The organism is Pseudomonas sp. Leaf129 (genome assembly GCF_001423465.1).
GTDB classification, from domain to species: domain Bacteria; phylum Pseudomonadota; class Gammaproteobacteria; order Pseudomonadales; family Pseudomonadaceae; genus Aquipseudomonas; species Aquipseudomonas coleopterorum.
Genome location: NZ_LMOC01000001.1, coordinates 1 through 18,150 on the forward strand (window position 1 = coordinate 1; position 18,150 = coordinate 18,150).

The 18,150-nt window shown below is 59.8% G+C and carries 19 protein-coding genes and 1 rRNA gene; 16 read left to right on the plus strand and 4 right to left on the minus strand.

Translation table 11 applies throughout. From position 1 onward, the window contains the following. Positions 1-180 precede the first annotated feature (180 nt). Positions 181-296 (plus strand): 5S ribosomal RNA (rrf, locus tag ASF66_RS00005). Between the two features lie 120 nt (positions 297-416). On the opposite strand, the gene queD is transcribed toward rrf, so the two are convergent. Next, positions 417-773: a 6-carboxytetrahydropterin synthase QueD gene (queD, locus tag ASF66_RS00010; RefSeq protein ID WP_049859835.1), complete on the minus strand. Its 357-nt coding sequence runs from the start codon at positions 771-773 to the stop codon at positions 417-419. Between the two features lie 243 nt (positions 774-1,016). Between queD and ASF66_RS00015 the strand changes: the two genes are divergently transcribed. The 6 genes from ASF66_RS00015 to mrdA all read left to right on the plus strand — a co-directional run bounded on the left by ASF66_RS00015 (position 1,017) and on the right by mrdA (position 6,782). After that, a complete protein-coding gene (locus tag ASF66_RS00015) occupies positions 1,017-1,325 on the plus strand; it encodes a PepSY domain-containing protein (protein WP_056842206.1) in 309 nt (102 codons plus the stop codon). After that, positions 1,325-1,636, plus strand: a complete 312-nt coding sequence (locus ASF66_RS00020; protein ID WP_049859837.1) for a PepSY domain-containing protein — start codon at positions 1,325-1,327, stop codon at positions 1,634-1,636. The genes ASF66_RS00015 and ASF66_RS00020 overlap by 1 nt, the downstream gene beginning before the upstream one ends. Further along, positions 1,636-2,304 (plus strand): response regulator transcription factor, encoded by a 669-nt coding sequence (locus ASF66_RS00025; RefSeq protein WP_056842207.1) that lies wholly within the window; start codon positions 1,636-1,638, stop codon positions 2,302-2,304. Before ASF66_RS00020 ends, ASF66_RS00025 begins: the two co-directional genes overlap by 1 nt. Further along, on the plus strand, positions 2,301-3,617 hold the full coding sequence (locus ASF66_RS00030) for an ATP-binding protein (protein WP_056842208.1): 1,317 nt from the start codon (positions 2,301-2,303) through the stop codon (positions 3,615-3,617). Before ASF66_RS00025 ends, ASF66_RS00030 begins: the two co-directional genes overlap by 4 nt. A 99-nt stretch (positions 3,618-3,716) precedes the next feature. Beyond that, positions 3,717-4,790 (plus strand): AI-2E family transporter, encoded by a 1,074-nt coding sequence (locus ASF66_RS00035; RefSeq protein ID WP_049859840.1) that lies wholly within the window; start codon positions 3,717-3,719, stop codon positions 4,788-4,790. 99 nt (positions 4,791-4,889) lie between these two features. Beyond that, positions 4,890-6,782 carry a penicillin-binding protein 2 gene (gene mrdA / locus ASF66_RS00040; protein ID WP_056842209.1) on the plus strand — a complete coding sequence of 631 codons (1,893 nt, stop codon included), beginning with the start codon at positions 4,890-4,892 and terminating at the stop codon, positions 6,780-6,782. A 4-nt stretch (positions 6,783-6,786) separates the two neighbouring features. Here mrdA and ASF66_RS00045 read toward each other — a convergent pair whose 3' ends face one another. Together ASF66_RS00045 and ASF66_RS00050 are read right to left on the minus strand one after the other, a co-directional pair. Then, complete coding sequence (locus ASF66_RS00045) at positions 6,787-7,554, minus strand: SDR family oxidoreductase (protein ID WP_056842210.1); 768 nt, start codon at positions 7,552-7,554, stop codon at positions 6,787-6,789. 25 nt (positions 7,555-7,579) lie between these two features. Next, the gene (locus ASF66_RS00050) at positions 7,580-9,244 is read right to left on the minus strand and encodes an electron transfer flavoprotein-ubiquinone oxidoreductase (protein ID WP_049859843.1); all 1,665 of its coding nucleotides are present in this window, start codon (positions 9,242-9,244) and stop codon (positions 7,580-7,582) included. Positions 9,245-9,808: 564 nt separating this feature from the next. Between ASF66_RS00050 and ASF66_RS00055 the strand changes: the two genes are divergently transcribed. From ASF66_RS00055 to ASF66_RS00095, 9 genes are all read left to right on the plus strand, one after another. Continuing rightward, on the plus strand, positions 9,809-10,558 hold the full coding sequence (locus ASF66_RS00055) for an electron transfer flavoprotein subunit beta/FixA family protein (protein WP_056842211.1): 750 nt from the start codon (positions 9,809-9,811) through the stop codon (positions 10,556-10,558). Further along, entirely contained in the window at positions 10,559-11,503 is a 945-nt protein-coding gene (locus ASF66_RS00060) for an electron transfer flavoprotein subunit alpha/FixB family protein (protein WP_049859845.1), read from the plus strand. A gap of 123 nt (positions 11,504-11,626) precedes the next feature. Beyond that, positions 11,627-12,454 carry a substrate-binding periplasmic protein gene (locus ASF66_RS00065; protein ID WP_056842212.1) on the plus strand — a complete coding sequence of 276 codons (828 nt, stop codon included), beginning with the start codon at positions 11,627-11,629 and terminating at the stop codon, positions 12,452-12,454. Between the two features lie 24 nt (positions 12,455-12,478). Then, positions 12,479-12,817 carry a DUF4398 domain-containing protein gene (locus ASF66_RS00070; RefSeq protein WP_082484536.1) on the plus strand — a complete coding sequence of 113 codons (339 nt, stop codon included), beginning with the start codon at positions 12,479-12,481 and terminating at the stop codon, positions 12,815-12,817. A 14-nt stretch (positions 12,818-12,831) separates the two neighbouring features. Then, entirely contained in the window at positions 12,832-13,632 is an 801-nt protein-coding gene (locus ASF66_RS00075) for an OmpA family protein (protein ID WP_056842214.1), read from the plus strand. A gap of 111 nt (positions 13,633-13,743) precedes the next feature. Then, positions 13,744-15,183 carry an aminotransferase-like domain-containing protein gene (locus tag ASF66_RS00080; RefSeq protein ID WP_056842215.1) on the plus strand — a complete coding sequence of 480 codons (1,440 nt, stop codon included), beginning with the start codon at positions 13,744-13,746 and terminating at the stop codon, positions 15,181-15,183. Positions 15,184-15,256: 73 nt separating this feature from the next. Continuing rightward, on the plus strand, positions 15,257-15,766 hold the full coding sequence (locus ASF66_RS00085; RefSeq protein WP_056842216.1) for a hypothetical protein: 510 nt from the start codon (positions 15,257-15,259) through the stop codon (positions 15,764-15,766). 130 nt (positions 15,767-15,896) lie between these two features. Further along, positions 15,897-16,148, plus strand: coding sequence for a YkgJ family cysteine cluster protein (locus ASF66_RS00090; RefSeq protein WP_049859850.1), 252 nt, complete (start codon positions 15,897-15,899; stop codon positions 16,146-16,148). 37 nt (positions 16,149-16,185) lie between these two features. Next, positions 16,186-16,788: an START domain-containing protein gene (locus ASF66_RS00095; RefSeq protein ID WP_049859851.1), complete on the plus strand. Its 603-nt coding sequence runs from the start codon at positions 16,186-16,188 to the stop codon at positions 16,786-16,788. Positions 16,789-16,836: 48 nt separating this feature from the next. Here ASF66_RS00095 and gltA read toward each other — a convergent pair whose 3' ends face one another. Next, positions 16,837-18,126 (minus strand): citrate synthase, encoded by a 1,290-nt coding sequence (gene gltA, locus ASF66_RS00100; RefSeq protein ID WP_049859852.1) that lies wholly within the window; start codon positions 18,124-18,126, stop codon positions 16,837-16,839. Between the last annotated feature and the right edge of the window lie 24 nt (positions 18,127-18,150).

Below are 18,150 nucleotides of genomic sequence, written 5' to 3' on the forward strand. Positions count from 1 at the left end.
CCCATACTAATTGCCCGTGAGRCTTGACCATATAACACCCAAGCAATTTGCGTCGAATGACCAGATTGCGGTGACTGTGGAGATGACACGAACCGAAAGTTCGCAAGCAAAGCAACCCACAACTATCACATACCCGATTCGCTGGAGTGCCTCCCAAAGGGCATCCTGGCTACAGAATTTCTTGACGACCATAGAGCATTGGAACCACCTGATCCCATCCCGAACTCAGCAGTGAAACGATGCATCGCCGATGGTAGTGTGGGGTTTCCCCATGTGAGAGTAGGTCATCGTCAAGATTCAATTCCGAAACCCCTATCTGCGYRAGCAGGTAGGGGTTTTGTCTTTCTCGAAACAAAAAACACTGATCCGCACGCAAAAAAAACCACCCAGCAGGGTGGTTTTTCGTAGCATGCCGGTCAGTCGCCGGTGTACTCGCATCCGCTCGTGCAGGTCTCGTGGATACGAATCTTGGACAATTCGGGCAATAGCGGTTTGAGCTCATGCCAGATCCATTTGGCGAGGTTCTCGCTGGTGGGATTCTCCAGGCCGGGAAGATCATTCAGATAGTTGTGGTCGAGACGCTCGTAGAGCGGCTTGAATATCGCCTTGATTTCGGAAAAGTCTCGGATCCAGCCGGTATGGGGATCAACGTCGCCCTGCAGATAGATCGCGACCTTGAAGGAATGGCCATGCAAGCGACCGCATTTGTGTCCCTCGGGTACGTGAGGAAGCCGATGGGCAGACTCGAAAGTGAATTCCTTGAAAATTTCCACGTTTGTTCCAATTTGTAGGCAAGTCAGTGCTGCAGTTTATCAGGTGTCCAACCTGAACGGTAAGTGTGCATGGGGAGCGTGGTGGGATCGGTCCAGCCGGCTGACGCACGGTGGGGCAGAGCGTGCTGCAACACCGCGATCATTTGGAGGCTAGCGTTGTGCCATTAAGTTTGAGTTAAGTCGCCTTCGGTATTGTGTCTCTCGTACACCATACATACCTCACACATACACAAGGTGAACCGAATGAAAATGTTGACTGCTTTGCTTCTGGCTTCTTCCATGAGTTTCGTTGCCGTCAGTGCTCAGGCCAAAGATCTTGGCCCGGACGAAGCGCTTCGGTTGCGCGATGCTGGTACCATCCAGTCCTTCGAGAAGCTCAATGCTGCAGCATTGGCGAAACATCCAGGCGGCACTGTTCACGAGACCGAGCTGGAAGAGGAATACGGTAAATACATCTATCAAGTCGAACTGCGCGACAGCAAGGGCGTCGAGTGGGATGTAGAGCTCGATGCAACCACTGGTCAAGTGCTCAAAGATCATCAGGATACCTAATGAACATACCGCCAGCGGGTCGCGCACTGATGGTCGGGCTGCTGGCGTTCTGCTCGTTGGCAGTGGCTCGAGATCTAGATCAGGATGAGGCGCTGCGACTCAGACAGGAGGGTGTGATTCTGCCCCTCGAACAACTGCTAGGCCAGGCCATGGCGCGTTATCCCGGTGCTCGCCTGCTGGAGGCTGAACTCGAAGAAAAGCAGCAGAAGCTGGTCTATGAAGTCGAGCTGCTGACCACGGCAGGTGTCGTTCGCGAGATCAAATTGGATGCGGCTACAGGTGATTTGCTCAAAGACGAGGAAGATGACTGATGCGCTTGCTGTTGGTGGAAGACAACGTTCCTCTGGCCGATGAGCTGAGCGCCAGCCTCAGTCGCCAGGGGTACGCCGTGGATTGGCTGGCGGACGGTCGAGACGCGGTCTATCAGGGGCAGTCCGAACCTTATGATTTGATCATCCTCGATCTAGGATTGCCTGGCCTGCCTGGGCTGGAAGTGTTGGCTCAGTGGCGAGCGGCGAACCTTTCCACCCCGGTGCTCATTCTGACCGCGCGTGGCTCATGGGCCGAGCGTATCGAAGGTTTGAAAGCAGGCGCCGATGATTACCTGACCAAGCCGTTTCACCCTGAAGAACTTCAGTTGCGTGCCCAGGCGTTGGTGCGGCGGGCGCGAGGTCTGTCGAACATGCCGCGTCTGGAAGCGGCGGGTCTGCATCTGGACGAAGGTCGCCAATGCGTATTACAGGCCGGAGTCGATATACAGCTCACCGCTGCAGAGTTCCGGCTGCTGCGCTATTTCATGCTCCACCCCGACCAGATCCTTTCCAAGGGCCATTTGGCCGATCACCTGTATGACGGCGAGACCGAGCGCGATTCGAACGTGCTGGAAGTGCACGTCAATCACCTGCGGCGCAAGCTGGGTCGCAGTGTGATCGAAACGCGGCGAGGGCAGGGCTACCGTTTTGCCGGGGTCGTGCAGTGAGATCCATCCAGGCGCGATTGAGCGTCGGACTGATCAGCGTTCTGGTCGTGGTTGGCCTGGTGCTCGCGCAGTTGAGTTTGTGGCTGTTCGAAATGGGTCTGCAGCGCTACCTGGAAGCGGGGCTGCGCAACGAAAGTGAAAACCTTCTGGTGGCCATGCAGCGGGGGCCGCAGGGTTTGCAGCTGGATCAACATCGTATTTCTCCTGCCTACGAACGTCCGTTCTCCGGGCATTATTTCCGCATAGACTTTCCCGAGGGCCACTGGCGGTCCCGCTCGCTGTGGGATCTCGAGCTGCCGGTGCCCGAGCAATCGGGGTTGTATTCAGGTTTGAAGCTGGGTCCCGAAGGTCAACTGCTGCTGGTGTTGCGGGCCGATTACCGTCGGCTCGGCCAGCCACTGGCCATCATTGTGGCCCAAGACTACACACCCGTTCGCACAAGCTTTCAGCGGGTACGTCAGATTGGCCTGGGAATGGGCCTGGCCGCATTGATTGCGGTGCTCGTACTGCAGCGGATCACGGTCAAACGCTCGCTCAAGCCACTGGAACGCACCCGGGAACAGATTGCCCAGTTGCAGCTCGGGCAGCGGTCGCAACTGGACAGCGAAGTTCCGGCAGAGCTTGAGCCGCTAGTGGCGCAGATCAACCACCTCTTGCTGCACACCGAAGACAGTCTCAAGCGTTCGCGTAATGCCTTGGGCAATCTTGGGCACGCGCTGAAGACGCCCATGGCGGTGCTGTTGAGTCTGGCGAGCAGTGAGCGGCTGCGTGACCATCCCGAGGTTGGTCGGCTGTTGCGTGAGCAGTTGGAGCACATCCAATTGCGGCTGAGCCGTGAGCTCAATCGTGCGCGCTTGGCAGGCGATGCGTTGCCGGGTGTTCAGTTCGATTGCGCAGAAGAGATTCCGGGTCTGTTCGCGACTCTGGAGATGATTCACGGTGGGCATTTGAACCTGAGCTACGAGGTGGCAGCGGATGTGCGTCTACCATGGGATCGCGAGGACGTGCTGGAGCTGTTGGGCAACCTGCTCGACAACGCCTGTAAATGGGCGGACGCGCAAGTCTGCCTGAGCATTGTCGAGCATGTGCAGGGGTACAGTATCTGGGTGGACGACGACGGTCCGGGGATACCCGAGGACGCACGTCAGGCGGTGCTGGATCGCGGCTCTCGGTTGGATGAGCAGGTCGACGGGCATGGTCTGGGGCTGGGTATCGTTCGGGACATCGTGGAAAGCTGGTCGGCTCGTTTGCAGCTGTCGGAAAGTCCGCTGGGTGGGCTGCGCGTAGCGGTCGACCTGGATAAACGCGTTTAACGCGGATATATCTTGCCGATGACTAAACTCGCAGGCGGCTGGGAGGACTAACTCACAGGACCGAATGACGGTTCTGTAGCTTATCGACATGGATCGGACATGAACGAAACCAACCTGCAAAACAAAACCCTGTTGTTACTGTTGATCCTCGTCACCATCGCTTTCATCTGGATTCTTCTGCCTTATTACGGCGCGGTATTCTGGGCCGTGATCCTGGGTATCGTATTTGCGCCTTTGCAACGACTGGTGATGATGAAGTTGAACCGGCGTCGCAACATCAGTTCGCTGGTCACGCTGACCACGGCATTGCTGATCGCGATCCTGCCGGTGATCATCATCAGCGCGCTGTTGGTGCAAGAAGGTGCGGTGCTTTACAAGAATATCGAAAGTGGCCAACTGGACGTGGCGGGTTATATCGATCAGTTCAAGCAGCTGCTTCCGGCCTCCGGGCAACAGTTGCTCGATCGCATGGGCATGGGCGATCTCGAAGGCGTGCGTGACAAAGTTGCCAAGGGCGCCATGCAGGGCAGTCAATATTTCGCGACTCAGGCATTCAGCTTCGGCCAGGGCACGCTGGATTTCGTGATCAGCTTCGGCATCATGCTGTACTTGCTGTTCTTCTTCCTGCGTGATGGCCCTGAACTGTCGCGCAAGATCCGTACGGCCATTCCACTGGCCGAGCAACAGAAGCGCCGTCTGCAGTTGAAGTTCAACCGTGTGGTGCGTGCCACGGTGAAGGGCAACCTGCTGGTGGCCGTTACGCAAGGTGCCTTGGGTGGTGTGATCTTCTGGTTCCTCGATATTCCCAGCGCGTTGCTGTGGGCTGTACTCATGGCTTTCCTGTCGCTGTTGCCTGCCGTCGGGGCCGGGATCGTTTGGGCGCCGGTGGCGGCCTATTTCCTGTTGAGCGGTTATATCTGGCAGGGGGTGACGTTGACCTTGTTCGGTATTCTGGTGATCGGCATGGTCGACAACGTGTTGCGTCCGGTTCTGGTCGGCAAGGACACGAAGATGCCGGATTACCTGATCCTGGTGTCGACGCTGGGTGGCTTGGCGGTGTTTGGCCTGAATGGTTTCGTGATCGGCCCGTTGATCGCGGCGCTGTTCATGTCCAGCTGGGGTATTTTCGTCAGTACCAAGCGCCAGGTGCGTCTGCCTCAGGACCGTACCTGATACACGCCTTACCCGGCTCCCTTGGTCAGCCCGAGGGAGTTGGCGCTTGAGGGCAGGGGCCTGCTTGGTTACCATCGGCGCTTTTTCAGAGCGGTCCGCATGCCCCAGCCCATCCCTCTCAAAGATCATGGTAAGGAACAAGGCCTGGTCAACCGTCGGTTGATCGCCTGCGCGTTGCTGGTGCTGGCCTTGAGCATTGCTTTGATAGGGCGTCTGTACTTCCTGCAGGTCATCGAGTTCGCCTACAACTCCACGGTATCCGAAAACAACCGGGTGCACGTGCTGCCGATCCCGCCGGAGCGCGGGGTGATCTACGACCGCAATGGCGTGGTATTGGCCGATAACCGACCCAGTTTCAATCTGACCCTGACCCGCGAGCGCGCCGGCAATACCGCGCAGGTGCTGGACGAGGTTGTCAAGGTGCTGGAGCTGAGCGATGAAGCGCGCAAGCAGTTCGACAAGGACCTGAAGCGTGTACGCCATCCCTTTGAACCCGTTACCTTGATGTATGAACTGAACGAGAACCAGATCGCCAAGATCGCGGTGAATCAATTTCTGCTGCCGGGCATCGATGTGGAACCTCAGTTCGTACGTGAGTATCCGCGCAAGGAGCATTTCGCGCACTCGGTCGGCTACGTAGGGCGGATCAACGAGAAGGAATCCAAGACGCTCGATCAGACGCAATACCGCGGCACGCAGTCGGTGGGCAAGACCGGTGTCGAGCGCTTCTATGAAACGGAGCTGCATGGCCAGGTGGGCTATGAAGAGGTCGAGACCAATGCTCAGGGACGGGTCATGCGGGTGCTCAACCACCACGATCCGGTGCCGGGCAAGAACATCGTACTGAGCCTGGATGTGCACCTGCAGGAAGCCGCTGAGAAGGCGCTGGGCGATCGGCGTGGGGCGGTGGTGTGCATTGATCCGGAAACCGGTGACGTACTGGCCATGGTCAGCAAGCCCAGCTTCGATCCCAATCTTTTCGTCACCGGGATCAGCTTCAAGGAATACGCGGCGTTGCGCGATTCCATCGACCGGCCGCTGTTCAATCGCGTCCTGCGGGGCCTGTACGCACCTGGCTCGACGATCAAACCGGAAGTGGCGATTGCCGGCCTGGATACGGGTGCGGTCACGCCCCAGTCTCGGGTCTTCGACCCCGGTTACTATGAACTGCCCAACTACGACCACAAGTACCGCAACTGGAACCGCACGGGCGATGGCTGGGTGGACATGGACGCCGCCATCATGCGTTCCAACGACACCTATTTCTATGACCTGGCGCACAAGCTCGGTGTGGACCGCATGCACGATTACATGACGCGCTTCGGCCTGGGGCAGAAGGTGTCGCTGGACATGTTCGAGGAAGCGCCTGGCTTGATGCCGTCGCAGCAGTGGAAGCGCGCGACCCGACGTCAGGCGTGGTTCCCCGGTGAGACGCTGATCCTGGGTATTGGCCAGGGCTACATGCAGGTTACACCGTTGCAACTGGCCCAGGCCACCACGCTGATCGCCAGCAAGGGCGTGTGGCGTCGGCCGCATCTGGCGGAAACCGTAGGCGGGCTGGCGCCGGTGGACGACAACCCGATCCCCAATATCGTGCTGCGTGACAACCGCGAATGGGATCAGGTCAACCACGGCATGCAACTCGTCATGCACGATCCGCGCGGCATTGCGCGGCAGGCTGCCGCCGGTGCGCAGTATCGCATCGCCGGCAAGTCGGGTACGGCTCAGGTGGTCGCGATCAAGCAGGGTGAGCGCTACAACCGTCTCAAGACCCTGGAACGCAACCGTGACAACGCGCTGTTCGTAGGCTTTGCGCCGGCCGACCGGCCGAAGATCGTGGTGGCGGTGATGATCGAGAACGGCGAGGCGGGCGGGCGCGTCGCAGGTCCCGTGGTACGCGAGATCATGGATGCCTGGTTACTGGATGGCGAAGGTCACCTCAAGCCCAAGTACGCGGCGCCCGCAAAGGCGCCTGCGGATCCCAAGGTCTAAGTATTCAGCAGAGAAAGCCACCGTCTACGTTCAGGGCGGTTCCTGTGGTGTAGCTGGAAGCCGAGCTGGCGAGGTACAGCACCGCCCCGGCCATTTCTTCAGGCTGGGCCACACGCTTGAGCGGAATCTGCGCGAGCGCGGTCTTGAGGATCGCCTGGTTCTCGACCAGTGCGGAAGCGAAACGGGTGTCGGTCAGGCCCGGTAGCAACGCATTGCAGCGGATGTTGAAGCAGGCGCATTCCTTGGCGAACGCCTTGGTCATGTTGATCACCGCAGCCTTGGTCATGGAATAGACGCCTTGGAACACACCGGGTGACACGCCGTTGATCGACGCCACGTTGATGATGCTGCCACCACCGTGTTCGCGCATCAACTTGCCGGCTTCGACCGACATGAAGAAGTAACCGCGGACATTGACGTCCACGGTCTTCTGGAAAGCGCCCAGTTCGACATCCAGGACGCTGCCGAACTGGGGGTTGGTGGCGGCATTGTTGACCAAGATGTCCAGGCGACCGAAGGTTGCGCGGATGCGTGCGAACAAGTCCCGAATCTGCTCGGTTTCGCCAATGTGGCAGGCTATCGCGGTAGCCTGGTCGCCGCCAGCGTTGATGCTGTCGGCGACACGCTGGCAGCCGTCCAGCCTGCGACTGACGACGATCACATGTGCGCCCTGCTGGGCCAGCAATCGGGCAATGGACTCGCCGATCCCACGGCTGGCGCCGGAGACCAGCGCTATTCTGCCGTCGAGGTCGAACATCGTGGTCTTGGGCATATCCGCTCCTGCCGTGGGTGAGAAGTTACATGTTCGGGTAGGTCGGTCCACCCGAGCCTTCGGGTGCTACCCAGACGATGTTCTGCGAAGGATCCTTGATGTCGCACGTCTTGCAGTGCACGCAATTCTGCGCGTTGATCTGGAAGCGCTTGGCACCGTCTTCCTGGGTGACCACTTCATAGACACCGGCCGGGCAGTAGCGCTGAGCAGGCTCGTCGTACAGCGGCAGGTTCTTGCCGATGGGAATGCTCGGATCCTTGAGCTTGAGGTGGCACGGCTGCTCTTCTTCATGGTTGGTGCCTGAGATGAACACCGAACTGAGTTTGTCGAAGCTCAATTTGCCATCGGGCTTGGGGTAGTCGATGCGCTTGCTGTCCGCTGCCAGTTTCATGCAGGCGTAGTCAGGCTTGTTGTCGTGCAGGGTGAAGGGGATCTTGCCCTTGAACAGGTTCTGATCGACGAAGTTGAACGCGCCGCCGACGATGGCTCCCCACTTGTGGATGGCAGCCCCGAAATTGCGGCTGGCGAAGAGCTCTTCATACAGCCAGCTGGCCTTGAAGCCGGACACGTAGCCGTCGAGCACGTCTCCGCCTTCCGAGCCCTGGAACAGCGCGTCGGCCACCGCCTCGGCGGCGAGCATGCCGGACTTCATGGCGGTGTGGCTGCCCTTGATCTTGGAGAAGTTCATGGTGCCCAGGTCGCAGCCGATCAGCGCGCCGCCGGCGAAGACCATCTTGGGCAGCGAGTTGAAGCCACCCTTGCAGATGGCACGGGCGCCGTAGCTGACGCGCTTGCCGCCTTCCAGATACTGCTTGAGGACCGGATGGTGCTTGAGTCGCTGGAACTCGTCGAAAGGCGACAGGAATGGGTTGGCGTAGGACAGGTCGACGATGAGGCCGACCACCACCTGATTGTTTTCCAGGTGATAGAGGAACGAGCCGCCGGTGTTCTCGGTACCCATGACCTCCAGCGGCCAGCCGGCGGTGTGGACCACCAGCCCCGGCTGGTGCTTGGCAGGATCGATGTCCCAGATTTCTTTCAAGCCGATCCCGTAATGCTGTGCGTCGGCATCGCTGTCCAGTTTGAAGCGTTCGATCAGTTGCTTGCCGATGTGACCGCGGCAGCCTTCGGCGAACAGGGTGTATTTGCCGCGCAGTTCCATGCCCGGGGTATACAGCCCTTCTTTGGGCTTGCCCTCGCGATCAACACCCAGGTCGCCGGTGATGATGCCGCGCACGACGCCCGTTTCGTCGATCAGCGCTTCTTGTGCGGCAAATCCGGGATAGATCTCGACACCCAGGTTTTCAGCCTGCTGGGCGAGCCAGCGGCACAGATTGCCCAGGGAGATGATGTAGTTGCCTTCGTTGTGCATGGTCTTGGGCACGAAGGCGTCGGGGATCTTTGTGCCACTCTCGGCGTTCTTCAGGATGAAGATGTCGTCGCGGGTGACGGGCGTGTTCAGGGGCGCACCCAGGGCTTTCCAGTCCGGGAACAGCTCGGTGAGCGCCCGCGGTTCGAAGACGGCACCGGAAAGGATGTGAGCACCGACCTCGGAGCCTTTTTCAACCACGCAGACGCTGATTTCCTGTCCGGCGTCGGCGGCTTTCTGCTTCAGTCGGCATGCGGCGGACAGGCCTGCTGGGCCTGCGCCGACGACGACGACGTCGAATTCCATGTATTCGCGTTCCACGGGTTCTCTCCTACTCAGGGCTCATCAGGCCTTTCTAATGGGTGAAGCGTCCGGAACGGTCATCCGGGGTGTCGCGGTTGGGTGCTGCGTTCATCTGCTCGTGTAGTACCGTGTCTGGACGGCTACAGGCAAGGGGATGCGCGTGCTGCAGTATATCTACACCACTTGGCCGGTCCAATACAAACGTTTGTTTGAATCTGCTCCAGCCCAGTAAAATCAAGGTGGCCAGGGGGCGTGACCGGTGAGTTCCGCGTATTGACCGGTCAGGGCTCAGCGGTCAAGATACGGCCAGCTTCATGTTCGATGCAGCGCCTGCGTGCAATACAGGATGCCTCGAATCTCGACCCCGGCACGGGTCATTCATCCATGTCGAACGCCCATCGGGTCGAGTTTACACGTCATACTTGTTGAAGGCTGCCCCGTTTTGTTGGACAAGGTCTTGAAAAATCAGGTTTTTGCCAGCACTACGCAATGCTGCAAACGTTTCAATGGTGCCCTTGCGCCCACGTCATCGTCCGGTCTGCCTGGGCGACATTCTTTTCACCGGAGAGTAACGAGGAATCCATGAAGGTTCTTGTAGCTGTCAAACGAGTGGTCGACTACAACGTCAAGGTTCGCGTCAAGCCGGATAACTCCGGCGTTGATCTTGCCAACGTCAAGATGTCGATGAACCCGTTCTGCGAAATCGCTGTTGAAGAAGCCGTCCGCCTGAAAGAGAAAGGCATCGCCAGCGAAATCGTCGTGGTCACCATCGGCCCGGCCACGGCTCAGGAGCAACTGCGCACCGCGCTGGCCCTGGGCGCCGACCGTGCCATCCTGGTCGAGCATGCCGAGGAACTGAACGCACTGGCTGTGGCCAAGCTGCTCAAGGCGGTGGTCGACAAGGAGCAGCCGCAATTGGTGATCCTGGGCAAGCAGGCGATCGACAGCGACAACAACCAGACTGGCCAGATGCTGGCAGCGCTGAGCGGCTACGCCCAGGGCACTTTTGCGTCCAAGGTCGAAGTGGCGGGCGACAAGCTCAATGTCACCCGTGAAGTCGATGACGGTCTGCAGACAGTTGGCCTGACCCTGCCGGCCATCGTCACCACCGACCTGCGTCTGAACGAGCCGCGCTACGCTTCCCTGCCCAACATCATGAAGGCCAAGAAGAAGCCGCTCGAATCGTTCACGCCCGAGGCGCTCGGCGTGTCGTTGACCTCCACCAACAAGACCCTCAAGGTCGAGGCGCCAGCGACCCGCAGTGCCGGTGTCAAGGTCAAGTCGGTGGCCGAACTGGTCGAAAAACTGAAAAACGAAGCGAAGGTAATCTGAATGACTATCCTGGTTATCGCCGATTATGTAACCGAAGGTCAGGTGAACACTGGCGTTGCACCTTCGACCCTGAACACCGTGGCTGCCGCGCAGAAGATCGGCGGCGACATTCACGTGCTGGTCGCCGGCGTGCAGGTCGACAGCGTCGCGCAAGCCGCTGCGAAGATCGCGGGCGTGAGCAAGGTACTGGTGGCGGACAATGCCGCCTATGCGCACCAGTTGCCTGAAAACGTGGCGCCGCTGATCGTCGAGCTGGCCTCGGGTTACAGCCACGTGCTGTCCGCTGCGACCGCCAACGGCAAGAACATCCTGCCGCGCGTTGCCGCTGCGCTGGACGTCGACCAGATCTCCGAGATCATCTCGGTCGAGTCGCCGGACACCTTCAAGCGTCCGATCTACGCCGGCAACGCCATTGCCACTGTGCAATCGAGCGCCGCGATCAAGGTCATCACCGTGCGTGCCACCGGTTTCGACGCCGTGGCTGCCGAAGGCGGTTCAGCGACTGTCGAAGCGGTGGGCGCAGCTCACGATACCGGCAAATCGAGCTTCGTTGGCGAAGAGCTGGCCAAGTCCGATCGTCCCGAGCTGACCGCGGCGAAGATCGTCGTCTCCGGCGGCCGTGGCATGCAGAACGGCGACAACTTCAAGCACCTCTACACCCTGGCCGACAAGTTGGGTGCTGCCGTGGGTGCGTCGCGTGCAGCGGTGGACGCCGGCTTCGTGCCCAACGACATGCAGGTCGGCCAGACCGGCAAGATCGTTGCGCCGCAGTTGTATATCGCGGTAGGCATTTCCGGGGCCATCCAGCATCTGGCCGGCATGAAGGACTCCAAGGTGATCGTTGCGATCAACAAGGACGAAGAGGCGCCGATCTTCCAGGTGGCCGACTATGGCCTGGTCGCTGACTTGTTCGAAGCCGTTCCCGAACTGGAAAAACTGGTCTGATCCAGCGGTTCGCGCTGCGGTCGAGTCAAGCCTGGTCGCCATCCGTTACCCACAGGGCAGCGGGCGGGGACCGGGCTTTTTTGCATCTGAATTTGCGTGTGACATGGGCTGGAGAGGTTGAGCATGACCAGACAAGGCAGACTTCGCCGCGCGGGCTTTTGCATGGTCGCGGCGTTGCTACCGCTGGCAGCGCAGGGGGCGGGCAAGTGCGAGCGACTGGTTGCCAGTGGCAGCCCCGACGCGCCGCCCTATCTATGGCGGGATCCACAGGACCCGGAGCGCCTGATCGGCGTCAACGCCGAGCTGTTGCAGCAGGTGGCGACCCAGATCGGCGTAAAGGTCGACATTCTTTATGCCGGCAAGCGTTCACAGGCGCTGGAAGAGGTGCGCAGTGGGCGAATGGATTTGCTGGTGGATGCACCCCTGAACGTCAGCGAGCTTGAATCCCTGGATTATGTGCATCCTGCCTTGGTCCCGAACGATTACCTGGTGTGGACCCTGCGATCGACGCCGCTGATTTACCGCAGTCTTGCCGATCTTCACGGCCACGCCGGGGCGATCTCGGCCAAGGCGCGACCCACCCAGGCATTCGCCACACTGGCCGCCGAGCATCTGAAGCTGGTCAGTACTGATAATCTGATTCAAGCCTTCGACAAGCTGGTGCTTGGCCAGGTCGAATACGTGATCGCCGGACGCTATTCCGGTGCGGCCATGGCTCAGGCACAGGGCCTGGGCGATCGACTGCAAAGCAGTGAGCTGCCCGTCGACCGGCCGGGGTTGTACCTGGCGTTGTCTCACGACTCCGCGTGCAACGATCCCTGGCTGCGCGGACAGCTGGCGAAAAAAATGACAGAATTGACCGCTTCAGGCATACCTCCCGAGGTGTTTTCCCGCAATGTCGAGCGTTGGAAAGTCCAGCAATCGCTCAAGCCTGCAGCACTTCCACAGTAGGAATCTTTCGTGAACATTCAAACGATGACCGCAGGCGCGCTGCTTGCGCTGCTTGCCGGTTGCGCCAACGACCCGGCGCCTACGCAGCAATTGCGTCTGGCTGACCAGACCGTCGAGCAGGCCCGCGCCGTTGGCGCCACAGACGACAACGAGGCCATGAAGATGGCAGTCGACAAACTTGTCCAGGCGCGTGCGCAAATGGTCGATGAAAACTACAAGAGCGCCCGGCTCAACGCCGAACAGGCCGAGTTGGACGCACGTCTTGCGGAAGATCAATTGTTGACTGCCAAGGGGCAGGAGCAGATCAAGGTGCTGGAGGCTCGCATCCAGCGCCTGCGTAAACAATTGGGAGACATGCAGTGAAGCAGTTGACGGGAATGCGCGTGGGTCTGGTGCTGGCGGCCGGTTTGGTGACGGTAGGCTGTACCGGTCAGCGCGCCAATAGCGAGGCCGTCCAGCGTGCCGAGGTTGCCTTTCAGGCGGTTCGTGATGATTCCAACGTGCTGCGCAGCGCGCCCAAGGATGTCATCCGGGCTGGCGAATCGCTGGCCCGCGCCGAGCGGCTCGCCAGCTATTGGGGCACGGGCAGCGACGCTCAGCATTATGCCTACCTGAGCCAGCGCTACAGCGAGATCGCCCGGGAGCGCAGTCAGCAGATGCTCAATCAGCAGCGCCTGACCAAGCTGCAGATGGACCAGCAGCGCCTGCAACTGGCGTTGCGTGACTCCAAGCTGGAAAGCGTGCAGCAGCAGGGCAAGTGGTTGGAAGAGCAGATTCTGGCGTTGGCCAATGTCGAGACCGACCGCGGGCTGGTGATGACACTGGGTGACGTGCTGTTCGATACGGGGGAGGCGCAGCTCAAGCCACAGGCCAACCGTACGATCCTCAAGCTCGTGCAGTTCCTGCAACTCAATCCCAAGCGCGTGGTGCGTATCGAAGGCTACACCGATAACACTGGCGAAAAAGCCTTCAACCTGCAGCTGTCGACCGACCGAGCGCAGTCGGTAGCCGACACGCTGGTTGACTTGGGCATCGATGAGTCGCGTATTCAGGTGCAGGGTTATGGCGATGCCTATCCTGTGGATGCGAACGCTTCGGAGCGGGGCAGGGCGCAGAACCGTCGGGTCGAGATCGTCTTTTCCAACGCAAAAGGGGAAATGGCGTTGCCGCGCGGTTGATGGAGAGGTGAATCTGGACAGTGCAGTTGCAGGATCAGCTCTGCTATTCTGCCAGCTGTCCCCGTACAGTTTGCATCTGTAGGGGTCCAGTGGCACATCTGAGATCCCGCCATGACCAACCTCTTGCTCTACCAGCGTATTGCCCAACAGTTGGCTGATGACATCCGTCGAGGGGTCTATCAGCCAGGTGAGCGTGTGCCTTCGGTACGCAAGATGAGCGCGCAGCTCAATGTCAGCCACGCCACGGTGTTGCAGGCCTACGCCAACCTCGAGGACCAGGGGTTGATTCGCGCGCGGCCACAGTCTGGCTACTACGTGCACCAGACGCCCGCGCTGACGGCGCCGACGCCTGACATTGCGCGGGTGGAGCGGCCGGGGTTGGTCACACGCAGCAGCATCATCCAGCAAGTGCTGGATGAGTCCCGACGCGAGGGCGTGTTTCCGTTGGGCGCCGCGGTGCCCCACGTCGAGTTTCTGCCGGTACGGGCATTGCACCAGCAATTGGCCAAGGTCACCCGATTCCAGAGTCCACGTGCGTTCAGCTACATGTTCAGCCCAGGCTTCGAGCCGCTGCGCCGGCAGGTGGCGATCCGCATGCGCGATGCTGGCGTGGTGGTCGATCCTTCGGAGATCGTCATCACTCACGGTTGCGTCGACGCGTTGCAGATGAGCCTGCGCGTGCTCACCCGGCCTGGAGACCTGATTGCGGCCGAGTCGCCTACCTATTACGGTTTGCTGCAACTGGCGGACTTGCTCGGGCTCAAGGTGATCGAGATCCCCAGCGATCCGTCGACGGGTATCAGCCTGGAGGCGTTGCAGTTGGCCGCCAATCAGTGGTCGATCAAGGCGCTGGTGCTGACGCCGCGCTTGAGCAATCCATTGGGTGGGACCATGCCCGAGGAGCGCATGAAGCAGCTGTTGCGCCTGTCTTCGGACTTCGATATTCAGATCGTCGAGGACGATATCTATGGCGAATTGATGTTCGAGCAGGGCAAGAGCAAGGCGCTCAAGGCGTTCGATCGGCTGGGGCATGTCATCTACTGCTCGAGTTTCTCAAAGACGCTGTCGCCCGGTGTACGGATCGGTTGGATGATCGCCGGTAAATACCAGGCCGAGGTACAGCGCTTGCAGACGTTCAGCACCCATTCGGCCTGCAGCGTCACGCAAATGGGCGTGGCCAGCTATCTGGAGAACGGCGGCTACGACCGGCACCTGCGTTTCATTCGTCAGGAGTACCGCAAGAACCTCAGTGCCTTCCAGTTGGCCGTGCAGCAACACTTTCCCGAAGGCACGCAGATCACGCGGCCCACGGGTGGATTCATTCTATGGGTCAGTCTGCCGGGGCGGGTCAATACCCAGGAACTGCACGTTCGCGCGCTGGAGCAGGGGATCAGCATTGCCCCGGGGCTGATCTTCAGCAATACAGAGCAGTTCAACCACTGCGTTCGGCTCAATTGCGGCGTGCCATGGAATCGCGAGGCGGAGCGTGCCCTGGCGACGCTGGGTGTACTGGCACGTCAATTGTGTCAGGAGTCAGGAGTTTCCTATTGAAAGCGCTCAGGGGGCTTGTCAGCTCGACCGCGAACGCGGAGCATAGGGCTCTCATCGTTGTTGCCGTGCTCTTATGAACACCATGCGTCGTATTGCATTGCTGGTCTTCTGCTTGAATCTAAGCGTCTTCGCAGTGCCTTGCGTTCAGGCACAAACGTCGGAAAGTCCGTCTTCCGCAGCGCGCTCGGCGGAAACTGACAAGCCTGTCGTCAAAACTGACGCGCCGGCAAAGAAGGCCGTGGCAAAGAAACCGGCGGTTCGCAAGAAGGCGGCCAAAAGCCGTTCGCGTAAGGAGTCGGACGTCATCGCCACTCCTGTGCCTGAGGCCAAGCTGGATCTGAGCCTGCCCAAGGACATCGTCAAGGACCTCAAACCGCCGACTCAGCCTGTCAACGCTGCGGTCCAGCCGACTCCGCTTGCCGAGCGTGCGCCCAAGCCCATCCTGCCCGCTTTCTTCAGTGACAAGGGCAATGAGGATTTCCAGCTCAATGGTCGTCTGCTGAACAACGAAATGCAGCTGCAGCGGCGCGGCGACGGTCGTGAAGTCGAGGGTGCGGCGCTGGACTTCAATTTCAAGCAGTGATCAGTGCCCGTTGCGGTATCGGCCGTTACAGTTTGGCTGACTGAAATATCGATGCGGGCATTTTCAAACGCTCGTTTGGTCACTACCATGGGGGCTCTTCAATCCTTCGTGCCTGTGAGGTCATGACGTCATGAAATGCCGCGAAGGCTGTGGCGCCTGCTGTATCGCCCCTTCCATCAGTTCGCCTATTCCTGGCATGCCTTTAGGCAAGCCGGCAGGGCAGCGCTGCGTGCAGCTATCTCTGGACAACCTCTGTGCGCTGTTCGGTTTGCCCGAGCGGCCGGCAGTGTGCTCGGCGTTCAATGCCGATCCCGAGGTGTGCGGTGACAGCGATCAGGATGCCGTGCGCATTCTGGGTTGGTGGGAGCAGATGACCGCATAGGCAAGGGCTCCATTCTCGACAACAAGGAACAACAACAATGAGAGCGATGCATTCAATAGCGCTGGTAGCCCTGCTGGGCAGCGTCCACATGTCTGCCCAGGCGGAGCCGTGGGTGGTGGCCAAGGACGAGGAGGGGATCAAGGTCTCCTTGAGCGAGGTCGCAGGCTCCAAGTACAAGGCCTATCGTGGCGAAACCGTCATCAAGGCCAGCGTCGCGAAGCTGCGGGCGATGCAGGAAGACGTCGCCGGCGCGTGCACCTGGATTCACGAGTGCAAGACGCAAAAGCTGCTCAAGCATCAGGGCGATCAGACATGGACCTACACCCAGTTCAATACGCCGTGGCCGGTGACGCCGAGGGATTCAGTGTTGCACATCACCACGGTGGATGGCAGCGATGGCAGCGTTACCCGCAACCTGGCCGGGGCGGCAAACTATGTGCCGGAGGAGAAGGGCTTCGTGCGCGTGGCTCAGGTCGAAGGCTTCTGGAAGATGGTGCCTCAGGGTGCCAATCAGACCCAGGTGATCTACCAGGTGCACACCGAGCCTGGCGGCAGCGTGCCTTCCTGGCTTGCCAACAAGTTCGTCGTGGATGCGCCATTCAACACCCTCAAGGCGCTGCGTGCCAAGGCGGAACAATAGAAAAGCAAAAGGCCGCCCGAGGGCGGCCTTTCGTTGCAGCGCGAACGCTTAGGTGCGGTCGTCCAGCGCTGTGACGTCGCGGCTTTTCTCGCCGGTGTACAGCTGGCGTGGGCGGCCGATCTTGTACGGGCTCGAGAGCATTTCCTTCCAGTGGGAAATCCAGCCAACGGTGCGCGCCAGGGCGAATATCACCGTGAACATGCTGGTTGGAATGCCGATGGCCTTGAGGATGATGCCCGAATAGAAATCGACGTTCGGGTACAGCGAGCGCTCGATGAAGTACGGGTCGGTCAAGGCGATCTCTTCCAGGCGCATGGCCAGTTCGAGTTGCGGATCGTTCTTGATGCCCAGTTCCTTCAATACTTCGTCGCAGGTCTGCTTCATCACCGTGGCCCGTGGGTCGCGGTTCTTGTAGACGCGGTGGCCGAAGCCCATCAGTTTGAACGGGTCGTTCTTGTCCTTGGCCTTGGCAATGAAGGCGTCGATGTTGGAAACATCGCCGATTTCATCGAGCATGGTCAGCACGGCTTCGTTGGCACCGCCGTGGGCAGGGCCCCACAGCGCCGCGATGCCGGCAGCGATGCAGGCGAACGGGTTGGCGCCCGAAGAGCCTGCCAGGCGCACGGTAGAGGTGGACGCATTCTGCTCGTGGTCGGCGTGCAGGATGAAGATGCGATCCATTGCCTTGGCCAGCACCGGGCTGATCGGTTTGATCTCGCACGGCGTGTTGAACATCATGTGCAGGAAGTTTTCGGCATACGAAAGATCGTTGCGCGGGTACATCATGGGCTGGCCCATGGAGTACTTGTAGACCATGGCTGCCAGTGTCGGCATCTTGGCTACCAGGCGTACCGCCGAGATCTCGCGATGCTGAGGGTTATTGATGTCGAGCGAGTCATGATAGAACGCGGACAGTGCGCCGACCACTCCGCACATGATGGCCATGGGGTGGGCATCGCGGCGGAAGCCGTTGAAGAAGGTCTTCAACTGCTCGTGAACCATTGTGTGGTTCTTGATGTTGCCGACGAACTTGGCCTTCTGCTCGGCAGTCGGCAATTCGCCGTTGAGCAGCAGGTAGCAGGTTTCAAGGTAGTCGGATTGTTCGGCGAGTTGCTCGATCGGATAGCCGCGGTGCAGCAGGATTCCGGCATCGCCGTCGATGTAGGTGATCTTCGACTCGCACGAAGCGGTCGACATGAAGCCTGGGTCGAAAGTGAAGCGGCCCGTGGCAGTCAAACTCCTGACGTCGATTACATCGGGACCAACGGTGCCGGTTAAAATCGGCAGCTCGACGGGGGCTGCGCCCTCGATGATCAACTGCGCTTTTTTGTCAGCCATGTGGCCTCCTATTAATGCTTGAAA